Source organism: Roseibium sp., assembly GCF_965232425.1.
Classification (GTDB): Bacteria; Pseudomonadota; Alphaproteobacteria; order Rhizobiales; family Stappiaceae; genus Roseibium.
Genome location: NZ_OZ246971.1, coordinates 954,757 through 977,531, shown reverse-complemented (window position 1 = coordinate 977,531; position 22,775 = coordinate 954,757). Strand labels below are relative to the sequence as shown.

At 61.0% G+C, this 22,775-nt stretch carries 21 protein-coding genes; 10 read left to right on the top strand and 11 right to left on the bottom strand.

The genetic code is table 11. The features are described 5' to 3' along the window. The first annotated feature begins 141 nt into the window (after positions 1-141). Positions 142-1,032, top strand: a complete 891-nt coding sequence (locus tag ACO08A_RS04530; protein ID WP_421981551.1) for a LysR substrate-binding domain-containing protein — start codon at positions 142-144, stop codon at positions 1,030-1,032. 12 nt (positions 1,033-1,044) lie between these two features. Here the strand turns inward: ACO08A_RS04530 and ACO08A_RS04525 are convergent, their stop codons facing one another. Next, positions 1,045-1,962 carry a DMT family transporter gene (locus ACO08A_RS04525; RefSeq protein ID WP_422040020.1) on the bottom strand — a complete coding sequence of 306 codons (918 nt, stop codon included), beginning with the start codon at positions 1,960-1,962 and terminating at the stop codon, positions 1,045-1,047. A 415-nt stretch (positions 1,963-2,377) separates the two neighbouring features. Here ACO08A_RS04525 and ACO08A_RS04520 point away from each other — a divergent pair, with 415 nt between their 5' ends. Further along, entirely contained in the window at positions 2,378-3,076 is a 699-nt protein-coding gene (locus ACO08A_RS04520) for a type 1 glutamine amidotransferase (protein ID WP_422040019.1), read from the top strand. Between the two features lie 9 nt (positions 3,077-3,085). On the opposite strand, the gene ACO08A_RS04515 is transcribed toward ACO08A_RS04520, so the two are convergent. Then, the gene (locus tag ACO08A_RS04515; RefSeq protein WP_422040018.1) at positions 3,086-4,222 is read right to left on the bottom strand and encodes an alpha-hydroxy acid oxidase; all 1,137 of its coding nucleotides are present in this window, start codon (positions 4,220-4,222) and stop codon (positions 3,086-3,088) included. 19 nt (positions 4,223-4,241) lie between these two features. Continuing rightward, positions 4,242-5,018 carry a FadR/GntR family transcriptional regulator gene (locus tag ACO08A_RS04510; RefSeq protein WP_319385971.1) on the bottom strand — a complete coding sequence of 259 codons (777 nt, stop codon included), beginning with the start codon at positions 5,016-5,018 and terminating at the stop codon, positions 4,242-4,244. 243 nt (positions 5,019-5,261) lie between these two features. On the opposite strand from ACO08A_RS04510, the gene ACO08A_RS04505 reads away from it, so the two are divergent. Beyond that, complete coding sequence (locus tag ACO08A_RS04505) at positions 5,262-6,506, top strand: DUF3422 family protein (RefSeq protein WP_422041713.1); 1,245 nt, start codon at positions 5,262-5,264, stop codon at positions 6,504-6,506. 72 nt (positions 6,507-6,578) lie between these two features. Here the strand turns inward: ACO08A_RS04505 and ACO08A_RS04500 are convergent, their stop codons facing one another. Both ACO08A_RS04500 and ACO08A_RS04495 read right to left on the bottom strand, forming a co-directional pair. Beyond that, on the bottom strand, positions 6,579-6,974 hold the full coding sequence (locus tag ACO08A_RS04500; protein WP_422040017.1) for a c-type cytochrome: 396 nt from the start codon (positions 6,972-6,974) through the stop codon (positions 6,579-6,581). Between the two features lie 136 nt (positions 6,975-7,110). Next, positions 7,111-8,055 (bottom strand): LysR family transcriptional regulator, encoded by a 945-nt coding sequence (locus tag ACO08A_RS04495; RefSeq protein WP_421981558.1) that lies wholly within the window; start codon positions 8,053-8,055, stop codon positions 7,111-7,113. 168 nt (positions 8,056-8,223) lie between these two features. Here ACO08A_RS04495 and ACO08A_RS04490 point away from each other — a divergent pair, with 168 nt between their 5' ends. The 4 genes from ACO08A_RS04490 (at position 8,224) to glcF (ending at position 13,238) form a co-directional block, all read left to right on the top strand. Then, on the top strand, positions 8,224-9,705 hold the full coding sequence (locus tag ACO08A_RS04490) for an FAD-linked oxidase C-terminal domain-containing protein (RefSeq protein WP_422041712.1): 1,482 nt from the start codon (positions 8,224-8,226) through the stop codon (positions 9,703-9,705). Positions 9,706-9,717: 12 nt separating this feature from the next. Next, positions 9,718-10,908 carry a glycolate oxidase subunit GlcE gene (gene glcE, locus ACO08A_RS04485; RefSeq protein WP_422040016.1) on the top strand — a complete coding sequence of 397 codons (1,191 nt, stop codon included), beginning with the start codon at positions 9,718-9,720 and terminating at the stop codon, positions 10,906-10,908. A gap of 446 nt (positions 10,909-11,354) precedes the next feature. Beyond that, entirely contained in the window at positions 11,355-11,714 is a 360-nt protein-coding gene (locus ACO08A_RS04480) for a DUF4870 family protein (RefSeq protein ID WP_319385976.1), read from the top strand. A gap of 192 nt (positions 11,715-11,906) precedes the next feature. Further along, on the top strand, positions 11,907-13,238 hold the full coding sequence (gene glcF, locus ACO08A_RS04475) for a glycolate oxidase subunit GlcF (RefSeq protein WP_422040015.1): 1,332 nt from the start codon (positions 11,907-11,909) through the stop codon (positions 13,236-13,238). Positions 13,239-13,256: 18 nt separating this feature from the next. Here glcF and clcA read toward each other — a convergent pair whose 3' ends face one another. From clcA to ACO08A_RS04460, 3 genes are all read right to left on the bottom strand, one after another. Then, positions 13,257-14,612, bottom strand: a complete 1,356-nt coding sequence (gene clcA, locus ACO08A_RS04470; protein ID WP_422040014.1) for a H(+)/Cl(-) exchange transporter ClcA — start codon at positions 14,610-14,612, stop codon at positions 13,257-13,259. A 159-nt stretch (positions 14,613-14,771) separates the two neighbouring features. Then, positions 14,772-15,497: a L,D-transpeptidase gene (locus tag ACO08A_RS04465; protein WP_422041711.1), complete on the bottom strand. Its 726-nt coding sequence runs from the start codon at positions 15,495-15,497 to the stop codon at positions 14,772-14,774. Positions 15,498-15,757: 260 nt separating this feature from the next. After that, positions 15,758-16,486: a DUF2927 domain-containing protein gene (locus ACO08A_RS04460; protein ID WP_421981565.1), complete on the bottom strand. Its 729-nt coding sequence runs from the start codon at positions 16,484-16,486 to the stop codon at positions 15,758-15,760. 326 nt (positions 16,487-16,812) lie between these two features. Between ACO08A_RS04460 and ACO08A_RS04455 the strand changes: the two genes are divergently transcribed. From ACO08A_RS04455 to ACO08A_RS04445, 3 genes are all read left to right on the top strand, one after another. Further along, on the top strand, positions 16,813-17,520 hold the full coding sequence (locus ACO08A_RS04455) for a protein phosphatase CheZ (protein ID WP_422041710.1): 708 nt from the start codon (positions 16,813-16,815) through the stop codon (positions 17,518-17,520). A 121-nt stretch (positions 17,521-17,641) separates the two neighbouring features. Continuing rightward, positions 17,642-18,322 (top strand): DNA-3-methyladenine glycosylase I, encoded by a 681-nt coding sequence (locus tag ACO08A_RS04450; RefSeq protein ID WP_422040013.1) that lies wholly within the window; start codon positions 17,642-17,644, stop codon positions 18,320-18,322. A 173-nt stretch (positions 18,323-18,495) separates the two neighbouring features. Further along, entirely contained in the window at positions 18,496-19,386 is an 891-nt protein-coding gene (locus ACO08A_RS04445; protein ID WP_422040012.1) for a DMT family transporter, read from the top strand. A 72-nt stretch (positions 19,387-19,458) separates the two neighbouring features. On the opposite strand, the gene ACO08A_RS04440 is transcribed toward ACO08A_RS04445, so the two are convergent. The 3 genes from ACO08A_RS04440 to ACO08A_RS04430 form a co-directional block, all read right to left on the bottom strand. After that, positions 19,459-21,495, bottom strand: a complete 2,037-nt coding sequence (locus ACO08A_RS04440; protein ID WP_422040011.1) for a hypothetical protein — start codon at positions 21,493-21,495, stop codon at positions 19,459-19,461. 138 nt (positions 21,496-21,633) lie between these two features. Beyond that, on the bottom strand, positions 21,634-22,440 hold the full coding sequence (locus tag ACO08A_RS04435) for an MOSC domain-containing protein (protein ID WP_422040010.1): 807 nt from the start codon (positions 22,438-22,440) through the stop codon (positions 21,634-21,636). A gap of 171 nt (positions 22,441-22,611) precedes the next feature. Continuing rightward, a complete protein-coding gene (locus ACO08A_RS04430) occupies positions 22,612-22,755 on the bottom strand; it encodes a hypothetical protein (protein ID WP_422040009.1) in 144 nt (47 codons plus the stop codon). Between the last annotated feature and the right edge of the window lie 20 nt (positions 22,756-22,775).

Here is a 22,775-nt window from a genome sequence, read left to right as displayed (position 1 = left end):
TTCAGTATCTTAAATGAATTCTGCCTAAGTTGAGGCGCGGAAATTCCGTTTGTAATGTAAGAAATTTTGATGTATCTTTGCCAAATCAATTCGAATCTCAAATCATCCGCTTGATATGTGGTTGAACCGCGGAGTATTCCGATGAATCACGCGTTGGACATTGATCAGCTCCGCACGTTTTTAGCGATTGCCGAGCTGGGCAGCTTCACCAAGGCCGGTGAAGCCGTTCACAAGACCCAGTCGGCCGTCTCGATGCAGATGCGGCGGCTGGAGGAACGCGTCGGCCAACCGATTTTCATCAAGGACGGCCGCCAGTCGCGCCTGACGGAAGACGGTCAGCGCCTGGTCGAGTTCGCCCGCCGGATGATCCTGCTCAACGACGAGACCCTGTCTGCTTTCAACGGCAAGAAGGAAGTCGGCCACGTGAAACTCGGCGTGCCGGATGACTACGCGGACCGCCTCCTGCCCCAGGTGCTGGCGGCGTTCAACAGGTTGAACCCGTCGATCGAGGTACAGGTCGAGTGCTCGGGCAGCAGCAAACTGACCGAGTCCATCCGCGAGGGCACGCTGGACGTGGCGATCACCACGTCGAGCGACACAATGGATCTCAGGGGCGAGATCATTCGCCGCGAACCGCTCTACTGGGTGACGTCCACGCAGCATTGCGCGCACACGCAGGACACTGTCCGCCTTGCGCTGGGGCCAGCCTCCTGCGGCTGGCGGCGCATGTCCATGGATGCCCTGGACCGGGCGGGCAGGCGTTACCGCGTTTCTTACACGAGTTCCAGCGCTGCCGCTCTGGTCGGCGCGGTTCAGGCCGGACTGGCCGTGACCGTGTTCCCGGAAAGCGCGATCCGGGATGGAATGCGTATTCTGGATGAACGGGACGGTTTCCCGACGCTCCCCTCTTGCGACATTGCGCTGTTGCGCTCGGACGCAGCGCGTGAAGCGATGCACGATACCCTGTGCAATCACCTGATCGCGGCAATCGGAAATGTCGGCACCTCCGCCGCCCAGCTTGCTGCGGAATAATCCTGGAGCGCCTCAGCGCGCCTTGAGCATCATGATGTTGCCGCCCAGCACGCAGACGAGGCCAAGCGCCGCAATGGCGGTCCACTGATAGCCCTCGAAGATCGTCGACAGCGTGAGCGCCACGACGGGAAACATGACCGTGGCGTAGCCCGCACGGGCGGAGCCGATCCGGCCGAGCAGCGTCAGGTAGGACGCAAAGGCGATCACGGACGAGACAATCGCGAGAAACACCAGCCCGCCGAAATAGGAATAGGACCACTCAACGGCAAAGCTCTGGCCGCGAAGCGCCGAAAACAAGCCCAGAAAACAAGCCCCATAGACCATTCCCCAGGCGGTGGCCGGCGCAACGGCGATGCCCTCTTTCTGCGTGTCCGCAGACACCATGTTGCCGAAGCAGAAGGACAAGGTACCCGCGATACACATGCCCAGTCCCACGGCGGCGTGTGTGTTGAACTCGGCATCCGCGAATTTCGGCCAGAACATGAACGCAATTCCGGCAAAGCCCAGAAAGCCCGCGGCGAGGGCAAGCAGATTCGGGCGCTGACCGAACAGGACCAGGCTCAGGAACAGGTTGAAGATCGATGCCGTTGAGAAGATGACCGCGAGAAGACCGGAGGGTATCTGCATGGCACCGTAGTAGAACAGCGTGAAGTTGGTCGAGAAAAGAAGCGCGCCGAGGCCCGCGAACCTGATGTGCTCGCGCCAACCGAAGGAAAGTGTGTGCCCCCGGAACTTGACCCAGACCATCATGATCGATGCGGCAAGAACAAACCGCCAGAACACGGACACTTCCGGAACAACGGTCGCGACCTGGCTTTTCATGGCGATCCAGCTGAAACCCCAGGCGAGCACCGTCACGGCATAAAGACCATAGTCAGTGGCCGTAAAGCCGTTCGGGTCGCGGCTGATCGCGGAAGAAGCGACGCTCATGAAAACACCATGTCCTGAAAATTCTTGTCTGGAATCTGGCGTGGCACCCGGTTCAGCGCAAATGATTGTTTTTGATGTTTTCATCACAGCTGCAGATGATTAATACCAACCTTAAGAAGTAAGAATCTGTTCGACCGTGACATGAGAGTGTTCCGTAAGGAGCGTGTCGCAGCGCGATGTGGGGCATCGGCCAAGATGCGCAACGCGGCGGCACACTCTCATGGCGCGGCCTCCGGTGGTTTTTCAGGCCCGCCGGCCTGCGTCGCGTCGCTTGACCGGACACCCAGGCCGGCCCGCGCACCGCTCCTTGCCGGCGAACCTGAAAAAAACCATCGAACAGGTTCTTACTTATTGAGGTTGGTATAACGTCTTGTCGATTCGAACGCGGACGCCCCGTACGGAGCTGTTTCAGAAGATGCCTCTGCTCGTGATTGAGAACTATCCGAAGGCCGATCTTGCGGCGTTCGGCAGGAAGGCGGACGCCATGGGGATCGCATACCGGGTCGTCAGGGCCTACGCGGGAGAGACCGTGCCGGACAGTGCCGGACACCACAGCGGCCTGGTGGTGCTCGGAGGCGGGCAGGATGCCCTCGCCGATGCGCAGTACCCGTTCTTGCCGGACGTATGCGCGCTGATCAGGCGCTTTCATGAGGCAAACCGTCCGGTGCTCGGCATCTGTCTCGGCTGCCAGCTGATCGGCCGGGCGTTCGGCGCGGACAACATTCTGGCGCGGCCGATCGAGTTCGGCTGGCATCAGGTGTCACCCACGGCGGCGGGGCGGAACGATCCGGTGCTCAGGATGCTGGGGGAGGGCGGACCGCTGTTCCACTGGCACACTGACACCGTGTCGCTGCCCGAGGGTGCGGTACATCTGGCAAGCAGCGCGATGACGCCCATCCAGGCATTCCGCATGGGGCGTGCGACCTATGCCATCCAGTTTCACTTCGAAGCCGCACTTGAGGACGTCACCGGCTGGTCGCATCACCTCGCGGACGAGATCCTGCCCCATACGCCAGACTGGCCGGAGCGCATGGAGCAAGAAGCGAGGCTGAACGCCGGCGAGGCGGACCGGATCGGAGCAGCTCTTACCGAAGCATGGCTCGCGCTCCTTTGATCGCAGAGACTAGAGAACCAGGTTGTGCCGGCCGACGTCCTTGATGTCGGTCTCCCCGCACAGACCCATGGTCACGTCGAGCTCCTTGTGGATCATCTCCAGAACCTTGGTGACGCCCGGTTTGCCCATCGCGCCGAGGCCATAGATAAAGGCACGGCCGATATAGGTGCCGTGGGCGCCCATCGCGACCGCGCGGAAAACGTCCTGTCCTGAACGTATGCCGCCGTCGAACTGGACTTCGATCTTGTCACCGACGGCGTCGACGATATCGCCGAGGACGTCATAGGAGGCAAGGGCACCATCGAGCTGGCGGCCGCCATGGTTCGACACCACGATTGCGTCGGCACCGATTTCAGCGGCGGTCTTGGCGTCCTCCACATCATTGATGCCCTTGAGGATCAGCTTGCGGTCCCAGTGCTTCTTGACCCACTCCACGGACGACCAGTCGAGGGTCGGGTCGAACTGGCTCGCGGTCCATTCCGCAAGGGAAGTCATGTCGTCGACGCCGGAGACATGGCCGGTAATGTTGCCGAATTCACGCCGTTTGGTCTGCAGCATGTTCAGGCACCAGCGCGGCTTGAAGGCAAGATCAAGCAGAACATGCGGTTTCGGCTTCGGAGGCGTGCTCAGGCCGTTCTTGATATCCTGGTGTCGCTGTCCGAGAACCTGCAGATCGAGCGTCAGCACGAGGGCCGAACAGTCGGCGGCCTTCGCCCGTTGCATCAGGCTTTCGGAAAACCCCCGGTCGCGCATGACATAGAGTTGGAACCAGAACGGGTTCTTCGTGTGTTCGGCCACATCCTCGATCGAGCACACGCTCATGGTCGACAGCGTGAAGGGAACGCCGAATTCTTCTGCTGCCTGTGCCGCCAGGATTTCCCCATCCGCATGTTGCATGCCGGTCAGGCCGACCGGGGCAAGCGCGACCGGCATGGAAACATCCTGTCCGGTCATGGTGCTCTTGACCGACCTGTTGTCGATATTGCGCGCGACGCGCTGACGCAGCTTCTGGCGCTGCAGCGCGGCCTCGTTCGCATGGTAGGTGCTTTGCGTCCAGGAGCCGGTGTCCGCATAGTCATAGAACATCTTCGGGACGCGGCGTTTCGCCAGCGCCTGCATGTCGGCAACATCGGTTACGATTGTCATGGTTCATCCTCCCGGATTGTCAGGATCTTGCAGATTTCTTGAGGGGTTTGACGCGCCTGAGTTCAGCCAGCCGTTCACGCTGATCGAGCTGTTCGGCTTCGCTCAGCGTGCCGCGTACATAGTCGATATGTTCTTCCGAAGCGCGCCGTGCGCCCGCGGGGTCCGCGTTGCAGATGGCGGCCGCGATCGCGCTGTGCTGCTGCAGCAATTCACTGCGCGCCGTGGGATGGTGATAGAGCCGGCCCCGATTATAGAAGACGCCGTTTTCAAGCAGGCGGTAGCACGAACGCAGCGTGTGCAGCATGACGACATTGTGGGCGGCTTCGCCGACCGCATGGTGAAAGTCGACGTCAAGCAGGGCTTCGGCAGTAAGGTCTTCCGCCTCATGTGCGCTGTGCATCTGCCGGACGATCTCTTCCAGGCGTTCGATGTCGGACGGTGCGGCACGCATCGCCGCCTGGGCGGCCGCCTGTCCCTCGATGCCCCTTCGAAACTCGAAATAGTCACTGATCGCGGACGGGTGCCGCGCAATCAGTTCGATGACGGCATCGGAAAAGATCGGCCCGATCAGGTCGCAAACGAAGGTTCCGCCGCCACGGCGCGCCTCGATCAGCCTGCGTTCTTCAAGGATCTTGAGCGCGTCCCGCAGGACCGGCCGCGACACTTTCATCTGTTCGGCAAGGTCCCGCTCCGAGGGCAGCCGGTCGCCTGAATGCAGGACGCCTTTCAGGATCAGATTCTCGATCTGCTCGACTGCGGCATCGGCGGTTTTCTGATGATCGACAGGCTGGAACATGTCCGCGGGGTCCCCGGTGTTTCGGCGCACAATAGGGGCGGTTTCTCAATTGGTCAATTTTTTATCCAATTTGCTGTATCGTGGCGACACCGGCGCTGCCATCACCACCTGTGACAATATTAGACCTTGGTATAACGCGTCCGGTGTGAGCAAAGTAAGCGCAGTCTTCATAGGGGCGAGGCGGGAATCTTGGGACAGGGATCAGAAAACGGGTCGACACTGCCGGCCTTTCGCACATCGCCGATGCGCGAGCGGGTGCTGGGTGAGGTACATGCGCGTCCCTTCCGTCCGCTTGCCGGTCCCCGGACGATCCTGCACTACGCGTTCCTCGCCAATACGGAGGAAGCGGCTGCCGATCAGGCATGGCTGTCGGAGTTCTGCGTTTCCAGGGGAGCACCGGGTCCAGCCCCCGGAACCAGGCACCACACCCTGTCCTTTGGCGGCGGCACCTTGAGCTGGGAGCAGCATGCCGAGTTCATCACCTACACCTGGGACGGGGCGGCACGGGCAGACCGGATTTTCGGCGACCTGCCGGCGGCTCATCCCTTTGGCGCGGCGTTCCGTGCGCCGGGCGATCTTCTGGTTGCCGTCCGGCTGGAACTGCGCGAGCCCGCCGAGGAAACCGACTGGCGCGGCCATTTCGACGAAAGCAGCCTGACGGTGTCGACACTGGAGGACGGCGCGGCCCTTGCGGCAACGGATTTCCGGCAGGACGGCGATGGGCTGACACGCATTCTGGTCTTCAACCGGTCACTGAGCGACGTGCAGGCCGGAGCCGTGGTGCAGCGGCTTCTGGAAATCGAAACCTACCGAACGTTGGCGATGCTCGGCCTGTTCGAGGCGGGAGGCCTGCAACCGGAGATCAGGCGCGCGGAGATCGAACTCGCCAAACTGACCGGGCAGATGAAGGATGCCTCGGCCCTCGGCGCAAACCAGGAACTGCTGGACAAGTTCACCGAACTGGCCGCCGTTCTCGAAGCCGGTGCAACCGCAAGCAGCTTCCGTTTCGGTGCGAGCCGGGCATATGACGAAATCGTCAAGGCGCGGTTCGCAACCTTGAACGAGGCTGCCGCACCCGGTGAGCTGTCCATGTCGTCGTTTCTGGGGCGTCGCCTTGCACCCGCGATGCGTACCTGTCAGGCGATCGAGGACAGGCAGGCGATGTTGTCACAAAAGCTCGCCCGGGCGACAACGCTGTTGCGCACCCGGGTCGATGTCGAACTCGAGCGCCAGAACCGGAGCCTGCTGCAGTCGATGAACCGCAGGGCCCGGCTGCAGCTGAGACTGCAGCAGACGGTCGAAGGCCTGTCGGTCGCGGCCGTCAGCTACTACGTCGTCGGCCTGATCTCCTATCTGGCAAAAGCGGGCAAGGAGGCGGGTCTTCCGGTTCCGAACGCGAATATCACGACGGGTCTCGCTGTCCCGCTGGTCGTCCTTCTGATCTGGTGGGTGGTCCGCCGGATCCGCAAGCATCACGGCGAGCACTGAAACGGCGATCAGAAAAGACGAAAGGCTGGGAAATCCCAGCCTTTGCTTTGGTCCGGTAAGTCAGGCGTGCCGCTATTCGGTCGTGCCGTCTTCCTTGTACTGCGCCAGGTAGGCAATCACGTTGGCGCGGTCTTCTTCCTTCCGCAGGCCGGCAAAAGCCATCTTGCCTTTTGGAATGAGGTCCCGCGGCTTGGTCAGGTAAACGGAGAGGGTTTCCTCGTCCCAGACCTTGCCGTCACCGATTTCGATGAGAGCCTTGGAATACTTGAACCCGTCGATGCGGCCCCAAGGGCTTCCAACGACCCCGTTCAATTGCGGCCCCACCTTGTTCTTCGCGTTTTCGCCAACGGCGTGGCACGCGGCGCATTTCTTGAAGACTTTCTCACCCTTGACAGGGTCGCCCTCGGCACTTGCCTGAGCGGTCAGTGCCAGAAGCGCGCTTCCGGCGATCATCAGCAGACGATGCATACATCTCTCCCTCAATTTGCGTGCAGGAGCACGCACACACACAACAGGATGGAACTCGAAAGTGCAAGTGACGCACGGTCGCATCGGGAGAGATACTAATCCGCATCCGGGCGGCAGCACTCTCAAAAGCGGGTGATCAGCTTGCCTTCGCGTTGCTTGGCAACCGCAGCCAGTCGTCAAGTCCCGCGTCCCAGTAAGGCGAAGAACCGTAGAGCTTTGCCAGGAAGTCGATGAACACCCGGACCTTGGCCGGGAGGAACTGCCGGCTCGGGTAAACGGCATAAAGTCCGACATCCTTGGAGGCGCGGTACTGCGGCAACAGGATTTTCAGTTTGCCTTCGCGCAATTCCGGACCGACGTCCCAAGTCGAGCGCAGGGCAATGCCGACGCCTTCAAGCAGGCATTCCCGCACGACTTCGTTCGAATTGGTCTTGATCGGTGCTTGCGTTCTCACGGTCTCGATGCCCTGCGGGCCGGCCAGCCGCCACGGATCCTGGTTCGTCGCGGCAAGCGTCACATGATTGCTTGCCAAATCTTCGATACTCTGGGGAACTCCGTGTTTTTCGAGATACTCCGGGCTCGCGCACAAGATGCGATGCACGGGCGCGAGGCGGCGGGCGACCAGACTGGAATCCGACAGTTCGGCAATCCGGACCGCCAGATCGTAGCCGTCGCCGACGATATCGACGAAGTCGTCGGACAGGTCGAGATTGACCGCCAGATCAGGGTTTTCGGAAAGGAACCGTCCGAGATGCGGCGCGATGTGCAGCCGTCCGAATGATGTCGGGACGGCGACGCGCAGGTTGCCGCGTGCCTTCGCCGAGCCGCGTGAGACAAAGGACTCCGCCTCTTCCACGGAGGCGAGGATCGCGACGACGCGTTCATAGAAACCCTGACCGGCCTCTGTCATGGCGATCTGGCGTGTGGTCCGCTGCAGGAGGCGCGTTCCGAGCTTTTCTTCGAGCCGGCGGATCCTCTTGGAAACCACGGCCGGCGACAGGCTCATCTCACGACCGGCCGCCGACATGCTGCCCGAGCTGACCACGCGTGCGAAGATTTCCATGTCCGTAAGATTGCTCATTTTCAATCTCTCAGAAAGACAATTATTGTTCAGCGAACACTTCCCAACGCGACCAGACTTGTCACATTCTGGAAAAGCCGATGAACTACCAGCACCTGTTACGACAGGGCGAGCCGACTGGATCAATTTTATGAAAACCGCGAGGAGACAGCCGTGACCGCGATCGCGATGCCTGCACCGGACGAGGACGTTCTTGCCCGCCGTGAGGACATACTGAAAGCCCTTCAGGCAATCGTGCCCGGCGAAGGTGTGATCCATGAAGAACGCGAAATGCGCGCTTACGAGACTGATGCGCTGACTGCCTATCGCCAGTTGCCACTGATCGTCGTGCTGCCCGAAACCGTCGAGCAGGTCTCGAAGATCCTGAAATACTGCCATGACAACGACGTGAAGGTCGTGCCCCGCGGTGCCGGAACGTCCCTGTCCGGCGGCGCGTTGCCGCTTGCAGATGGCGTCCTCCTGTCCATGATGAAATTCAACAGGGTCCTGGATATCGATTTCGACAACCGCGCGGTTGTCGTTCAGCCGGGGGTCACGAACCTGGGAATCACGCGGGCGGTGGAGCACGAGGGCTTTTACTACGCGCCCGATCCGTCGTCGCAGATCGCCTGTTCCATCGGCGGCAACATCGCTGAAAACTCCGGTGGTGTGCACTGCCTGAAATACGGCCTGACAACCAACAACGTGCTTGGTCTGGAAATGGTTCTGATCAATGGCGAGGTGGTTCGCCTCGGCGGTAAGCATCTCGACAGCGAAGGATACGATCTCCTGGCACTGATGACAGGGTCCGAGGGACTGCTGGGCGTCGTGACGGAAGTGATCGTCCGGATCCTGCAGAAGCCGGAAACGGCGCGCGCGCTCCTGATCGGGTTCCCGACAAGCGAAGACGGCGGGCGCTGCGTCGCCGACATCATCGCGGCCGGCATCATTCCCGGTGGTATGGAGATGATGGACAAGCCGGCGATCCATGCGGCCGAGGATTTTGTCAATGCAGGTTACCCGCGGGACGTGGAAGCGCTTCTGATCGTCGAACTGGACGGGCCGGAGGATGAGGTCAATTTCCTGATCGGGCGCGTCGAGGAAATCGCCAGGCAGAATCAGGCGAGCCATGTGCGCATTTCGGAAAGCGAAGAAGAGCGCATGACCTTCTGGGCCGGACGCAAGGCCGCCTTTCCCGCTGTCGGCAGGATCTCGCCGGACTATCTGTGCATGGACGGCACCATTCCCCGCCGCGAACTGCCGAAGGTCCTGGCACGCATGCGCGAATTGTCCGAAAAGCACGGGCTCGGCGTCGCCAACGTCTTTCATGCGGGAGACGGCAATCTCCACCCGCTCATTCTCTACGACGCGAACAAGCCGGGCGAGCTGGATGCAGCGGAAGAATTCGGTGCCGATATCCTGCGCCTGTGCGTGGAGGTCGGCGGTGTCCTGACCGGTGAGCACGGTGTCGGCATCGAAAAGCGCGATCTGATGACGGACATGTTCTCCGACGCGGACCTGAAACAGCAGCAGCGCGTCAAATGCGCCTTCGATGAAAAACACCTGCTCAACCCGGGCAAGGTGTTTCCCGTCCTGCATCGCTGTGCGGAGCTGGGCAAGATGCACGTCCACAAGGGCCAGTTGCCTTTCCCCGACATTCCCCGGTTCTGAGGATCACGACAAATGGATGCGACACTGAAACCGCGGACGACCCAGGAACTCGAGGATGCGGTAAAATGGGCGGCCGCCGAGGAACAGCCGCTTGAGATCATTGGCCAGGGCTCCAAGCGGGGCCTGGGACGGCCGGTTCAGGCCGCACATGTTCTGGACCTGTCGGACATTTCGGGTGTTGACAGCTACGAACCGGCGGAGCTCATCCTCACCGTGAAGGCCGGGACGCCGATCGCCGAGGTTGAAAAACTCGTTGACGAAAACGCGCAGGAACTCTCCTTCGAACCGATGGATTACGGACCCTTGCAGGGTGTCGACGCGGGCAAGGGGACAGTCGGCGGGGTTCTTGCTGCGAACCTGTCGGGGCCGCGGCGCATCAAGGCCGGCGCGGCCCGCGATCATGTTCTCGGAATGGAGGCCGTTTCCGGGCGTGGGGAAATCTTCAATTCGGGCGGCAAGGTCGTCAAGAACGTGACCGGCTACGACCTGCCGCGCGCGCTGTGCGGTTCCTTCGGGACGCTGGCCGTCGCCTCGACCGTCACGTTGAAGGTCAACCCGAAACCGGAAACGTCGGCCTCGTTCGTCCTCACCGGGCTCGGAGACGAAAGCGCCATTGCGGCCCTGTGCCAGGCGATGGGTTCGTCGGCGGAGGTGTCCGGCGCAGCACATCTCCCGGCCGGTGTCGGCGGAGAAAAGAGCCGCACGATCCTCCGGCTGGAAGGCTTCGAGACATCGGTCGACTACCGGTTCAAGGGGCTTCAGCAGCTGCTGAGCGCCTTCGGCTCACCCGAACGGCTTGCCGAAAATGATTCGCGGTCGCTGTGGCGGACGATCCGGGATGTCGAACCGTTTGCCGGATCGAATGCTCCCGTCTGGCGCATCTCGGTTGCTCCGACGCAGGGCCCGAAACTGGTCGAGCTTTTGCGCGGGAAGCTGGATATCGAGGCCTATTACGATTGGAGCGGCGGCCTCGTCTGGGTGTCTCTTGTCGACGGCCTCGTGCACGAGAGCGACATACGCGGCACGTTGCAGGAAGCCGGCGGCGGCCATGCCACCCTGGTGCGCGCTGTTCCGTCTGTCCGCTCCAACATGGACGTTTTTCAGCCGCAGCCGGCGCCGCTCGCGTCTCTGTCAGCGCGTCTGAAAGCGCAGTTCGATCCCAGCGGTATCCTCAATCCGGGACGCATGACGGCGGGCGTCTAGGCACGGACTCATTCATGAGGCCGTACCTAGGGCACGGACCCATAATTGAAGCCGATTTGGCGGCAGAAATGGCAAAATCTCGCGAGGAAGCGTGCGCAGAGCGGGCTTTATGCCCGGTCAAGCGCGGTGACGCTGCGAGGTAAAGCCATTTTGCCGTCCTTCGGATTTGGCCGTTTTGACCATCTGCCACGTCGCGAAAGGCTTGAAAATGAACCACATTTCCTGCGCTTTCGCTCCTCGCAGTTGGTCAAAACGATCCAAACCAAATTGACTTCATTTATGAGGCCGTACCCTAGTCGTATGGCCTTCGCTTCCCCGGTGCTGTCAGCGCGCACCCTGCCAAAGATGTTGCAATTCCGGGTCCGTCGCATAGGGTGAAACCCGTGTTGCCTCGCTTGCGGCGGGTGCGCATGTTTGATGCATTTTTTTGAGCGGAGGTGGGGGAAATGAACGACCAAAGCGATGTCGCCGGGTACATGGAACCGGGCGGCAAGAATGCCACGCTGATCTACATCCTTTATCTCGTGAGCATCATCGTCGGGATCACGTCGATCGTCGGTGTGATCCTTGCCTATCTGAACAAGGGCAAGGCGGCCGAATGGGTGGATACCCACTACGTCTACCAGATCAGGACATTCTGGATCGGGTTCCTGTTCAGCATCATCGGCGTTGTCCTGATGTTCGTGTTCATCGGTATTTTTGTTCTGATCGCAACGTTGGTCTGGGCCATCATCCGCTGCATCAAGGGCCTGCAGCTTGCCGGGCGCGGAGAACCGGTTCCCAATCCTCAGACCTGGATGTTCTGAGCACCGGACACCTGTTTCAAAACCGGTTGATTGCGGGGATGCCCTGTGTTCCGGCACCGGGCATCGGCGGAAACTGCATGGGACAGAATGTCCCTTTTTGCAAAACCCTTATGCCCGAAACGTACCTTGTGCCCCCTAGGGCCAAAGCTTACCATCGCGCGATCTGGAGCAACGGAGAGGGCGCACGGCGCAATGCAGACGAATTTTACCGCTGAGCAACTGAAGGACAGTCATGTTGCGGAGTCAGAGAAAATTCTGCGCAAATGCGTGCATTGCGGGTTTTGCACGGCCACCTGCCCGACCTTCACGCTGCTTGGCGACGAACTCGACAGCCCGCGCGGCCGCATCTACCTCATCAAGGACATGCTCGAGAACGATCGCCCGGCGGATGACAAGATCGTCAAGCATATCGACCGGTGCCTGTCCTGTCTGGCGTGCATGACGACATGCCCGTCCGGGGTGCACTACATGCATCTCGTCGACCATGCCCGCGCGCATATCGAAAAGACGTACAAGCGTCCGTTGCCGGACCGGCTGATGCGCGGCATCCTTTCTTTTGTCCTGCCATATCCGAAACGTTTCCGCTTCGCCCTGATCGGCGCGTTCTTCGGCCGGCCGTTCGCCGGCATCCTGAAGTCGATGGGCGGAACGCTCGCCAGAATGGGGGCCATGCTGGAACTGGCCCCGGCGGCTGCGCCGATACGCGGAGAGCTGGAGGGACCGGGCGTTTTCGAACCTGAAACAGCATCGAAGAAAGGACGCGTCGCGCTTTTGAGCGGCTGCGCCCAGCCGGTGCTCAACCCGGCCATCAACGACGCCACGATCCGGCTGCTGCGGCGGGCCGGCTACGAAATCGTCCTGCCCAGGGGCGAAGTCTGCTGCGGAGCGCTCGTTCATCACATGGGCAAGGAAGACAGCGCACTGGAAAATGCCAGGCGGAATGTGGACGTGTGGATCAACGAGGCTGACGGTGAGGGGCTCGATGCGGTTCTGATCACTGCCTCCGGCTGCGGCACCACCATCAAGGATTACGGATTCATGCTGCGCGAGGATCCCGCCTACGCCGAAAAGGCGGCCAGGGTGTCCGCGCTTGCCAAGGACATCACCGAGTTCCTGACGGAAGTCGATCTCGGCGCCCCCGCTCTCAAACCCGGTTTGACGGTCGCCTATCATTCGGCCTGTTCCATGCAGCACGGCCAGAAAATCACGCGGCAGCCGAAAGATCTGCTCAAGGCCGCGGGGTTCGACGTCAAGGACGTGCCGGAAGGCCACCTTTGCTGCGGCTCTGCGGGAACCTACAACATCATGCAGCCCGAAATCGCGCGCAGGCTCCGGGACCGCAAAGTCGCCAACATCGAGAAAACGGCACCCGATGTGATCGCCACGGGCAACATCGGCTGCATGACGCAGATCGGCCTGGGAACGGAGATCCCGATCCTGCATACGGCCGAGCTTCTTGACTGGGTCTATGGCGGCAAACAGCCCGAAGCGCTTGCCTCGCGCCCGGCGGAAGCAGCGGAGTAGAAGAAACGCTGCGCGCTATCAGCTTTCGCGCGTGCCCAGTTGAACCGGCGTCTTGTCCGGCTCCGTATCCTGCGGTTGTCCCGACAGCCGCAATGTCCGCTCCAGCAGCTCTTCGTAGATCGGGTTGCCGCCGAGATGATGCGCGGTCAGCGATGCCGTCGTACAGGTGACCAGGACCGGCATGATCAGCGCGTACGCTCCCGTCAGCTCCATGACCAGCACGACGCCGACAAGCGGCGCACGGACGGAAGCGGCGAAAAAACCGCCCATCGCGGCAACGGCGCAGGCCGAGCGGAAATCGTCTTCGATGGGAAGCGTTTCGACCGCCAGAACGCCGAAGGCAAGACCGGCACAGGTCGCGATGGAAAGCATCGGGGCGAAGATCCCGCCGGGGACGCCGGACGCGTAGGAAAACAGGACGCCGCCGAATCTCAAAAAGGTCAGCAGCAAAAGGGCAAGCACACCGTAGTGGCTGGAGATGAGGTCATGAACGAGATCTTCGCCTCCGCCGGTCGCGTCCGGAAACGCGTTCAGCAAGATGCCTGTGACCGCACCGATCGCCAGCGCGGGCAGCCAGCGCAGACGTTTCGGGATCTTCAGGAAGAGATCCATCACGGTGATCAGTGCCCGGTTGAAGAAGACGCCGAGAGCTCCCAGCAAGATGCCCAGCACCGCCAGAAGAACATAGCTCCACACGGGCAGGTAATTGACGTCGACGACGAGCAGCGGCCCGGTCTGGGTCAGCTGTTCGGTCACGGCGGCGCTGAGGATCGATGCGATGATCACGGCCATGTAGGTCCGGTAGCCGAACGGGAACTGGCGCCGTGTTTCCTCGACGATGAATAATATGGCGGCAAGCGGCGCGTTGAACGCGGCGGCCAGTCCGGCCGCAGCGCCGGCAGCTAGCAACCCCTTGTGGTCGGCGGACGACATGTTGTGCGATCGCGACAGTGCTTCCGCCGTCATCGCCCCCATGTGGATGGTCGGTCCTTCCCGCCCGAGCACAAGCCCGGACCCGAGCGCGAGCAGCCCTCCGAAAAACTTGGCGATGAGGACCTGTGGCCAGTGTACCGGTCGCTTGTCCTCCATCGCGCCTTCGATTTCCTGGATCCCGCTGCCTGCGGCTTCGGGCGCAACCCGCTGCACGAGCAGAAAGGCAGCGGTCACGCAGGATGCGGACAGGAGGATCGAAACCGCGTAGGGAAGAACCCCTCCGCCGAGCGAACTTCTCAGGGCGGCATATTGCGCAAACAGGAACTCCAGGCCCGCGTGAAAGCCGGTCGCAAGTCCGCCGACAAGAAGACCGACCAGTGCGGCCTTTAGGAAATAGGCCGTGTCGGAACTTGCGGAGAAAATGTCGGAGCGCCGGGCCATACCCTTTGGTCCTGAAAAATCGGAGCGGGGATTCGCTCGGTCACGCAGACAAACTGCAAAGAAACGGGAATTTGTGCAAGGCGTCGCTTGCCCCCGGACGCAAAACGCACGGGCAAGCCGTGCGTTTCCGTGTCAGAAATCTGGGCCAGGGGCGCTGCCTTAAAGGACGTAGACCCGGGTGCCGACGCCGACGCGCTCGTAAAGGTCCATGACATCCTCATTGCGCATGCGAATGCAGCCGGACGAGACCGCGTGTCCGATGGTCCAGGGCTGGTTGGAACCGTGAATGCGGTAGAGGGTCGATCCGAGATAAAGCGCACGTGCGCCGAGCGGATTTTCCGGCCCACCGGCCATGAAGGCCGGCAGCTCGGGACGGCGCTTGCGCATGGCTGCGGGCGGACGCCAGTCCGGCCATTCCGCCTTGCGTGTTATGCGGTGGGATCCGGCCCATTCGAAGCCGGGCTTGCCGACGCCCACGCCGTACCGGCGCGCGGTGCCGTCCGACTGAACGAGATAGAGAAAGCGGGCATTGGTGTCGATCACGATTGTGCCGGGCTTATGCTTGCCGTTGTACTCGACGATCGTCGGCAGGAACTGCGGTGCGATCTGGCGTGTCTGCCGTTTCGGCTGCTGGCGGGCCGGTTCCATCCGCCGGGACCACCAGTTGGCGCGGCGCACCTGGGGCTGCTGAACCTGCCGGCGCTGGACGGGCGCAGCGCGGCGGGCGGCTCCCGGCTGCAGCTGCATCATCCAGGGCTCCGTGAGATTGGGGCTGAGGACCAGCGGCGGAGGGGCAACCTGTCCGGCGATTGCCGGACCTGAGAAAAACGCGGTGCCGGCAAGGACGGCTCCGGCAAGAAACAAGACGTTCCAGGAACGTTTCATCTGAAAGAACATGGCGGCACTCTTTACTCAACTTCGACCAAGTCCACCGGCAATTGAACGGACCGGTTAACGAACTGGCAAGGATGATACGGACGCAAGTTCTTTCAAAAGTGAATCCCGAAGTGAGAAATTCGGTAAATGTTTCTTATGGTTATCCAAGTCTTGCGAAACAGGATTAATGGAATCTTTGTGGCGTGCCGCTGCCCCGCAACGCAGCCGTTTGGCGCACTGATATCCTTGCCGTTTTCGCGGATCGTTGGTTAACGCACGCGCCGGCGTGCATCGCGCGCCACCAGGGGCAGGAGCGGCTTGGTCTGCTTCATCGACATGCCCGGCCGGATCCGCGGATCGTAGAGCATGTTCAAAATGATCTGGTCGAAGATCGTGAAGCGGCTGTGACGCGATGCATCGTTAAAGACGGAATGCGTCAGATCGCGGTTGTCGTTCATGGGGCCGAGGCCCTGCAGGATTTCTTCCACGAGACAGCGGTTGAACAGGAACTCACCCTCATCGGACACGATGACCGCGGCGGACCTTTTGATCCCGTTCCGGCCCGACACGACCCGAACGAGACACCGTCCGGGCACCTTGGCCCGGTTGTTCTTGTAGATATCGCGCTGAACAACGGGAACGTACTGCGCGCGATCGACCACGAAGACCTCGAAATTCGCAGCAGCCGGGTCGTTGGTGATACTGGTTTTCAGTCCGCCGATCCGGCGATCGATCTCGCGCACGAAGCGGTGCACCACGCGCGTGCGGTCACGGCGGGAAAGATTGTGAACGTAGAAGGTGACCGGCTGGGTGAATTTCTTCACTAGATAAGGCCGCCAGCTCCAGCTGCGATATTCCAGCCCGAAGACGGTTTTCTCAAACCCCTTCAGGATTTCTTCGGTCGAAAATGAATCGTTTGCGGCGCGAACCGGCCCGGCGGCGACGAGCGCCGGGATGAGCAGACTGAGCAACAGAGCGGGCAGGTTTCGAAAACGCATACTCTTCATATATTTCAGAACGCCTTTCACAGCCACACAAGTTCACCGGTTTCACGGCATTCGTGATCGAGCCGGTACAAATCACAAATCGATGGCCTCAAGTTTTCGCAGAAAAAGATAACCAAACCGTTTGGGAATAAAACATGAGACGGGGAACTAAATGTGCCTCGACCTTTGTAAATTTCAGCAGGTACCGCAAAAACATTTCCTTAAACTTCCCCTGCTATCAATCGGCTAACGGGTACTTAAATGCGCCAGTGGGGCAAGGGACGGGAGTTGGCATGGCCGCGGTGAAGAGATCCTTTCGGGCGGAAAGCTTGATACGTATGAATTCCGGGGTCGACAACGATCCCGTCTTCGCCGAAGAACGTCGGCACCAGGAAGTCCTTTCGGAGATCAGCAGTCTCAAATCCCTTATCAGTAGAGGCGGGGTCGCTCAGGAAAATGCGCTCAATCCGGAAGAGATGAGCGAAAAATTCATGGCCGAGTTCCGTAAGGAGCTTTCGGAAGCGGCAAAGCTGAAAGTCGAGCTCGATGCGATTTACGAAGCGATCGCGCAGACGAAGAAGGAAATCGCTACGCTGCACCATACGACCGGGTCCAAGGGTGAGGAAATGACCCGCGTGACCAACGAACTGGATGCAGTCGTCGATGGCACCGAAGGCGCGACCGAAACGATCCTCGCAGCCGCCGAGTTCATTGATGAAACCGCCAACACCCTGTCCGCCCGGGTCGGCCAGGAGGATTCAGAGCTGGCAAATGACATCCAGGACAAGGTCGTTCAGATCTTCGAGGCCTGCAACTTCCAGGATCTGACCGGCCAGCGCATCACCAAGGTCGTCGGCACGCTGCGCTTCGTCGAGGACAGGATCATGCAGATGATGGACATCTGGGGCGGCATCGAGACGTTCAAGGACATTTCGGTCGAGGAACGCGACATCAAGGAAGGCGATGCGGCCCTCCTCAATGGTCCGGCGCTGGAAAGCGACACGGATGTTGCCACGCAGGACGACATCGACGCCCTGTTTGCGTGATCTCGGAACAGCAAGGTGATCCAGAGCCCGGCCTGTGCCGGGCTTTTTTGTGTCCGGCGCGCCTTGAATATCGTCTGATGGATCGATAGAAAAAGAACAAACAGTGAATATTGGGTGAGACATGAGCGAACAGACCACGGCCAAAGGCGCGAAACCCGAACGTGATCCCGTCACGGGACTTCTCCGGGGAGAAGATGGCAAGGACCGCTGCTGGTGGCACGGCGGCCTGGACGACTACATGCACTACCACGACACCGAATGGGGTTGGCCGGTCGAGGATGACCGCCGTCTTTTTGAAAAAATCTGTCTTGAAGGTTTCCAGTCCGGGCTGTCGTGGCTGACCATCTTGAGGAAACGCGAGGCGTTCCGGGCGGCCTTCGCCAATTTCGAGTTCGACAAGGTCGCAGCCTTCACCGAAGACGATGTCGAGCGCTGTCTCGCCGACGCCGGCATCGTGCGCCACCGCAAGAAGATCGAGTCGACCATCAACAATGCCGGCCGCGCCCTGGAATTGCACAAGGAGTTCGGCTCGCTGGCCGCATATTTCTGGTCCTTCGAACCGGCGCCCGAAAACCGGCCGCCGAAAATAGATTTTGCGACCGCAAGGACGCTCGGAAAGACCGCCGAAAGCACGGCGCTCTCCATGGATCTGAAAAAACGCGGCTGGAGTTTTGTCGGCCCGACGACCGTTTACGCCTTCATGCAGTCGATGGGTATGGTCAACGACCATCTCGAAGGCTGCTGTTGCCGAGAACCTGTTGAAGACGCGCGCAACGCATTTGCAAGACCGGTGCCTAGATAAGGAGCCGGGCTTGTGAAACCCGCCGCGGCCGCGTGTCGTTTTCCTCTGACAACGCATCTTCCCGCTTGACCGGGCAGGACAAATGGCGCACGGGTCGGAGACGGTTGGTCCGGCTGACCGATCTCCAACCGCAGTTCGGAACTCCGCCCCCCTCCCGCCCCCTTGGAGGCTTCTTGACCACGACAATTGCAACGGACCGGAAGGCGAACCTCGCCGGCAGCTGCTGGATGATCCTGTCGATGGGGGCTTTCGCCATCGAGGACGTCTTTGTCAAAGCGGCCGCAAGTGCGCTTCCGATCGGCCAGATCCTGTGCCTCTTCGGCGTCGGTGGCATGATCGTATTTGCGGCCGTGGCACTTTGGAACAGGGAGCCGCTGTTCGTCCGCGATGTGGTTTCCCGTCCTATGCTTGTCAGGGCCGGATTCGAGATCACCGGCCGGTTGTTCTACGTGCTTGCGGTCGCGTTGATCCCCTTGTCAGCCGCCACCGTCATTCTTCAGGCGACCCCGATCGTGGTCGTCGCGGGCGCGGTGCTGGTCTTCAAGGAGAAAGTCGGCTGGCGCCGATGGCTTGCGATCGGGATCGGGCTTGCCGGCGTCATCGTCATCGTTCAACCCGGCACGGACGGATTCTCGCCGCTTTCACTTCTCGCGGTTATTGGAATGATCGGTTTTGCCGGACGCGATCTTGCCAGCCGGATTGCACCGGCCACGATCGGAACCGTGCTGCTGGGGTTCTACGGTTTCCTGTCCGTCGTCGTCGCGGGCGTCCTTTATACCTTCGTGCAGGGTGAAGCCTTCGTTCTTCCCGGGCTGGTGCTGTCTGCCCTGCTGCTCGGAGCTGTCCTTGCCGGCGTCGCGGCCTATGCCTTCCTGATGAAGGCAATGCGGACGGGTGAAGTGTCGGCCGTTACCCCTTTCAGATATTCGCGCCTGCTTTTCGGAATTGGCCTCGGGGTCTTCGTGTTCGGCGAACACCTCAGTTTCGAGATGCTTGTCGGTTCGGGGTTGATCGTGGTCTCCGGCCTGTTCATCCTGTGGCGCGGCCAGCGGAAACCCGCGTGAACGCAAACCCTTTTGCCGGCCCTTCGGTCCCTATTGGTGATATGCAGCAAGACCGGTATCCGGCGCGCCCGGTCAGGACACCTTCGAAAGCTTCTCCGCGACGCGTTCCTGAGCTGCCGCGATCTCTAGCGCGTCCTGCTCCGCTCCGGCTTCCAAGAAGGATTGGTGCGCCAGCTCAAGGAAGTGTGCCGCCTTTTCGAGTTCGCAGACCGGGTCGGTGCAGATTTCCAGCGCCGCAGAGTTTTCATGAACAGTCGCCAGGGTGCGCAGCGTGGCCCCCGTTTCGAAGGTGGACCCGACACGTGTTTGAACTTCGTAGACATCGAGCAGGTCGCTCACGGCGGCGGTCATCGCGCTGAGCCCGTCCTCGCCCCCCATTGCACCCATCTGCGACAGGCAAAGGGCGCGCGCAAAGAGGGTTGAAGCCCAGGTCACGGGCTGCTTGCCGGGCGAGAGGGCATCCAGCACCTTGCCGTAGTTCTGCAGAGCGGCGGTCAGCAATCCGCGCCTGTCCGATCCGTCCGCATGCTCGGCCTGCTGCGCATATATGTTCGCCAGATTGTAGAGGTTGATCCGCCAGGCCTCCGGGTCTTCTTCCCTCGAGACTGTGCTGTCGATGTCGTTCAATGCAGTTGCGGCAGCATCAAGGAGCTTCGGGGACGCTTCGGGATCCAGGCCGGACAAGTGCCGCAGCGTGGCGGCGAGCCCGGACTTCGCACTGATCCAGTTGCCCCGGTCTTCCTTCGGGTCCAGGATCTGGATCGCTTCCTCGTGGCAGCTTTGCGCACGCTGCAAGAGCGCATATGCGCTTTCACGGGGTTGGCGTCTGGCCTTTTCGGTCAACACGCCGGCAAGACTTGTCAGGGCCGCGGCGCGGATGGGTTCGTTACCGTGGTCCATGGCAAGTGTTTGAATAATGAGTTCGTGAATTTGTGCGGCACGGTCAAAGCACTGCGACGCGTCCGGTTCCGCAAGGCGGCGTCCCTGGTTCTCAAGCATCGCAGCATAGGCGTGGTGCATCACGAGCAATTCTGCCGTGGGCACGGTTTCCATCGCCGCGGGCAGGGTTTCCTCGGCCAGCTCGATGGCCTGCGCAATGGCATCCCCGCCATAACTCAAGCCGTGTTCGTGCAGGAGCCGGGCGGCGTTGAAGCGCTTGCGGTGATACGCTTCCTCGCTGACCACGGCAAGGCTGTCGGCTGCCATCAAAAGACGTTGCTTCGCCGATGCGGGGTCTCCCTTCAGAAACGCGACGCGCGCCTGCGCCTCCAGGATCCTGGCGTTCCGCTCCAGAGGTGCTTGCAAGGAAGCGGTTGCCGTTTCCCTTAGGTCGCTCAGGAGACGGTTGGCCTCGTCGAGGTCCAGTCTCTCGATGGCCTTGTCGACATCCGCAAAGGCATCGTCCTCACTGGCCAGTGTGCCGCGCAGGGCTTCGACTTCCTCCTTCAGGGCGTGGTAGTCCTGGGCCTTCTTGTTCAAGAAGCCGCGCACGTCCTGGAGCGACATGGCTTCCGGATCTTTCTGGCCGAAATGGTAGGCGAGGAGGTCGAGGGTCCCGCGTGTCTGTTCTTCGAGATCGTCCAGCCGCTCCGCGACATTGTCCAGTTTGTCTTCCGAGCGGCGCGCCGTCTGAAGCATGTCTGTCATGAAGGCCGGGGTCAGATCGGCAGCATATTCCTTCGTGCGGAACAGGCGGCCGAGCGTGGGTTCGACGATCGCGCGAAAAACGCTTTGCATCCCGGCGTGACGCAACTCGCGCGACGGGTCCGTTTCGTCCTTGAGCTTGGCTAGCATGGCTCCGGCGCATGCTTCGGCATCCATGCCTGCCTCGGTGATCTCGGCAGGGGTCAGCAGGCCGATCTCCACCATCTGAACGAAACGGATATCCGCATCTACCGGCAGCTCGCGAAAGCTGTCAAAAACCGTGCGGGCCGCGCGATCAAGCTCGTCTGCCATGGTCGTGAGTGACTTTGGCGGACGGGCGGCAACCTTTCGTATGGTGTCGAAAACACCGAGGCCGGATTTCAGGCCGGGAGCCGAAAGCATACCGCTCATGGCGACGAGCAGCCGGACCGCGTTGGCAATATTGTTCGCTTGGCGATTGAACATCTGAACACCCGCTTTGTAGCAGGCGGGCAGTCTGCCACCGACCGGTGGCGCCTTGCAAACGAATTGCACTGCAGCCGGAGTGCATCTTAGAGGCGAATATGTTGATTTATCCGGCGCGGTGCTGGTAGGTCGAGGACGTCAAAACAGCCCCTGGTTCACTTGGGGGTTCAGCGCCCCGTCCTGTCCGGCACGGATCTGGCCGCCGGTTTCAACCTCGACATAGACACCCATGTCCATGTGTCCGAGTTCCTTGCGCAGAAGGTAGGGTACCTTCAGATCCCTTTCCGCCGTCACCGGGTTCACCTCCGTCGCAGCACAGCGTCTGGTGCGCGACAGGATGCGCAGCCGGACATCGCCGAATGCCAGGACCTGTCCGATCGCATCGAGTTCTGAAAAGGGCGGCAATCCGTCAATCTCGATATTGGCGCGGAAGCGGCCCGGGTGAACTTCGGTACCCAGTCGCTCGCCGAGGGCCTTTACGGACGCGAGGTTGAGAACCGAAATCGCATTCATCATCTGCGGTGACACGACCGAGACATCCGTGAATCGGTGCGGCGCCGAAGATACGAAAACGGGCGGTTCCGGGTCGCTCAGCTTCAGGACATCGTGCAGGAAGCGGGCAGCTTCGCCGCGTGTCTCCGGTTCCCTCATGTCGAACCGGTGCGTTTCGCCGCTCACATCGATCTCAAGCACTTCGCCGTCCGGACTGAAGCGTGTTTTCAGGCCTGCGAGCGCCGCCTCCTTGACCAGGACGACAAAGCGTTCCTTAGGCAACGGTTCGGGGTTCATCGGATCGAAGCCGCTATCGTATCGTGCAAAACCGTAGAGACGATCCCCCGGAATGCCTTCGCCTGCTTTGAGCATGACGGAGCCCATGGGTTCCGCGCTCATGCCCTTGACCGGAAAACGGTTCAGGCGGGAGATCGTGACGGGAAGCTCGGTCATGGGCTGTCTCTGTTTCGGTTGCAAAAACGGGAAGCGGGGCCGGAGGTTCGCTGCCGGCAGGTGATACGATGCGGCATGAAACACCGGATGCATTCCGCGATCAATTGCTTGTCCGCCTCGAGGGCGATTTGTCCCGGGTCGAAACGGCTGCGATCCGCATGCGCGCCATCGTCAATCGAGATCCCAGAGGTCATCACCGCAGGCATCTGTCGCCCAGGCCTTCTGCCGCAAGGCCTGCAACTCGTCCGACAGGCGTCTGATCTTCCTGTCCCGCGCCTCAAGCATTTGTTCCAGCAGCCTGATCCGATCGGTCATCGATGCGGCGTCAGCGTGTC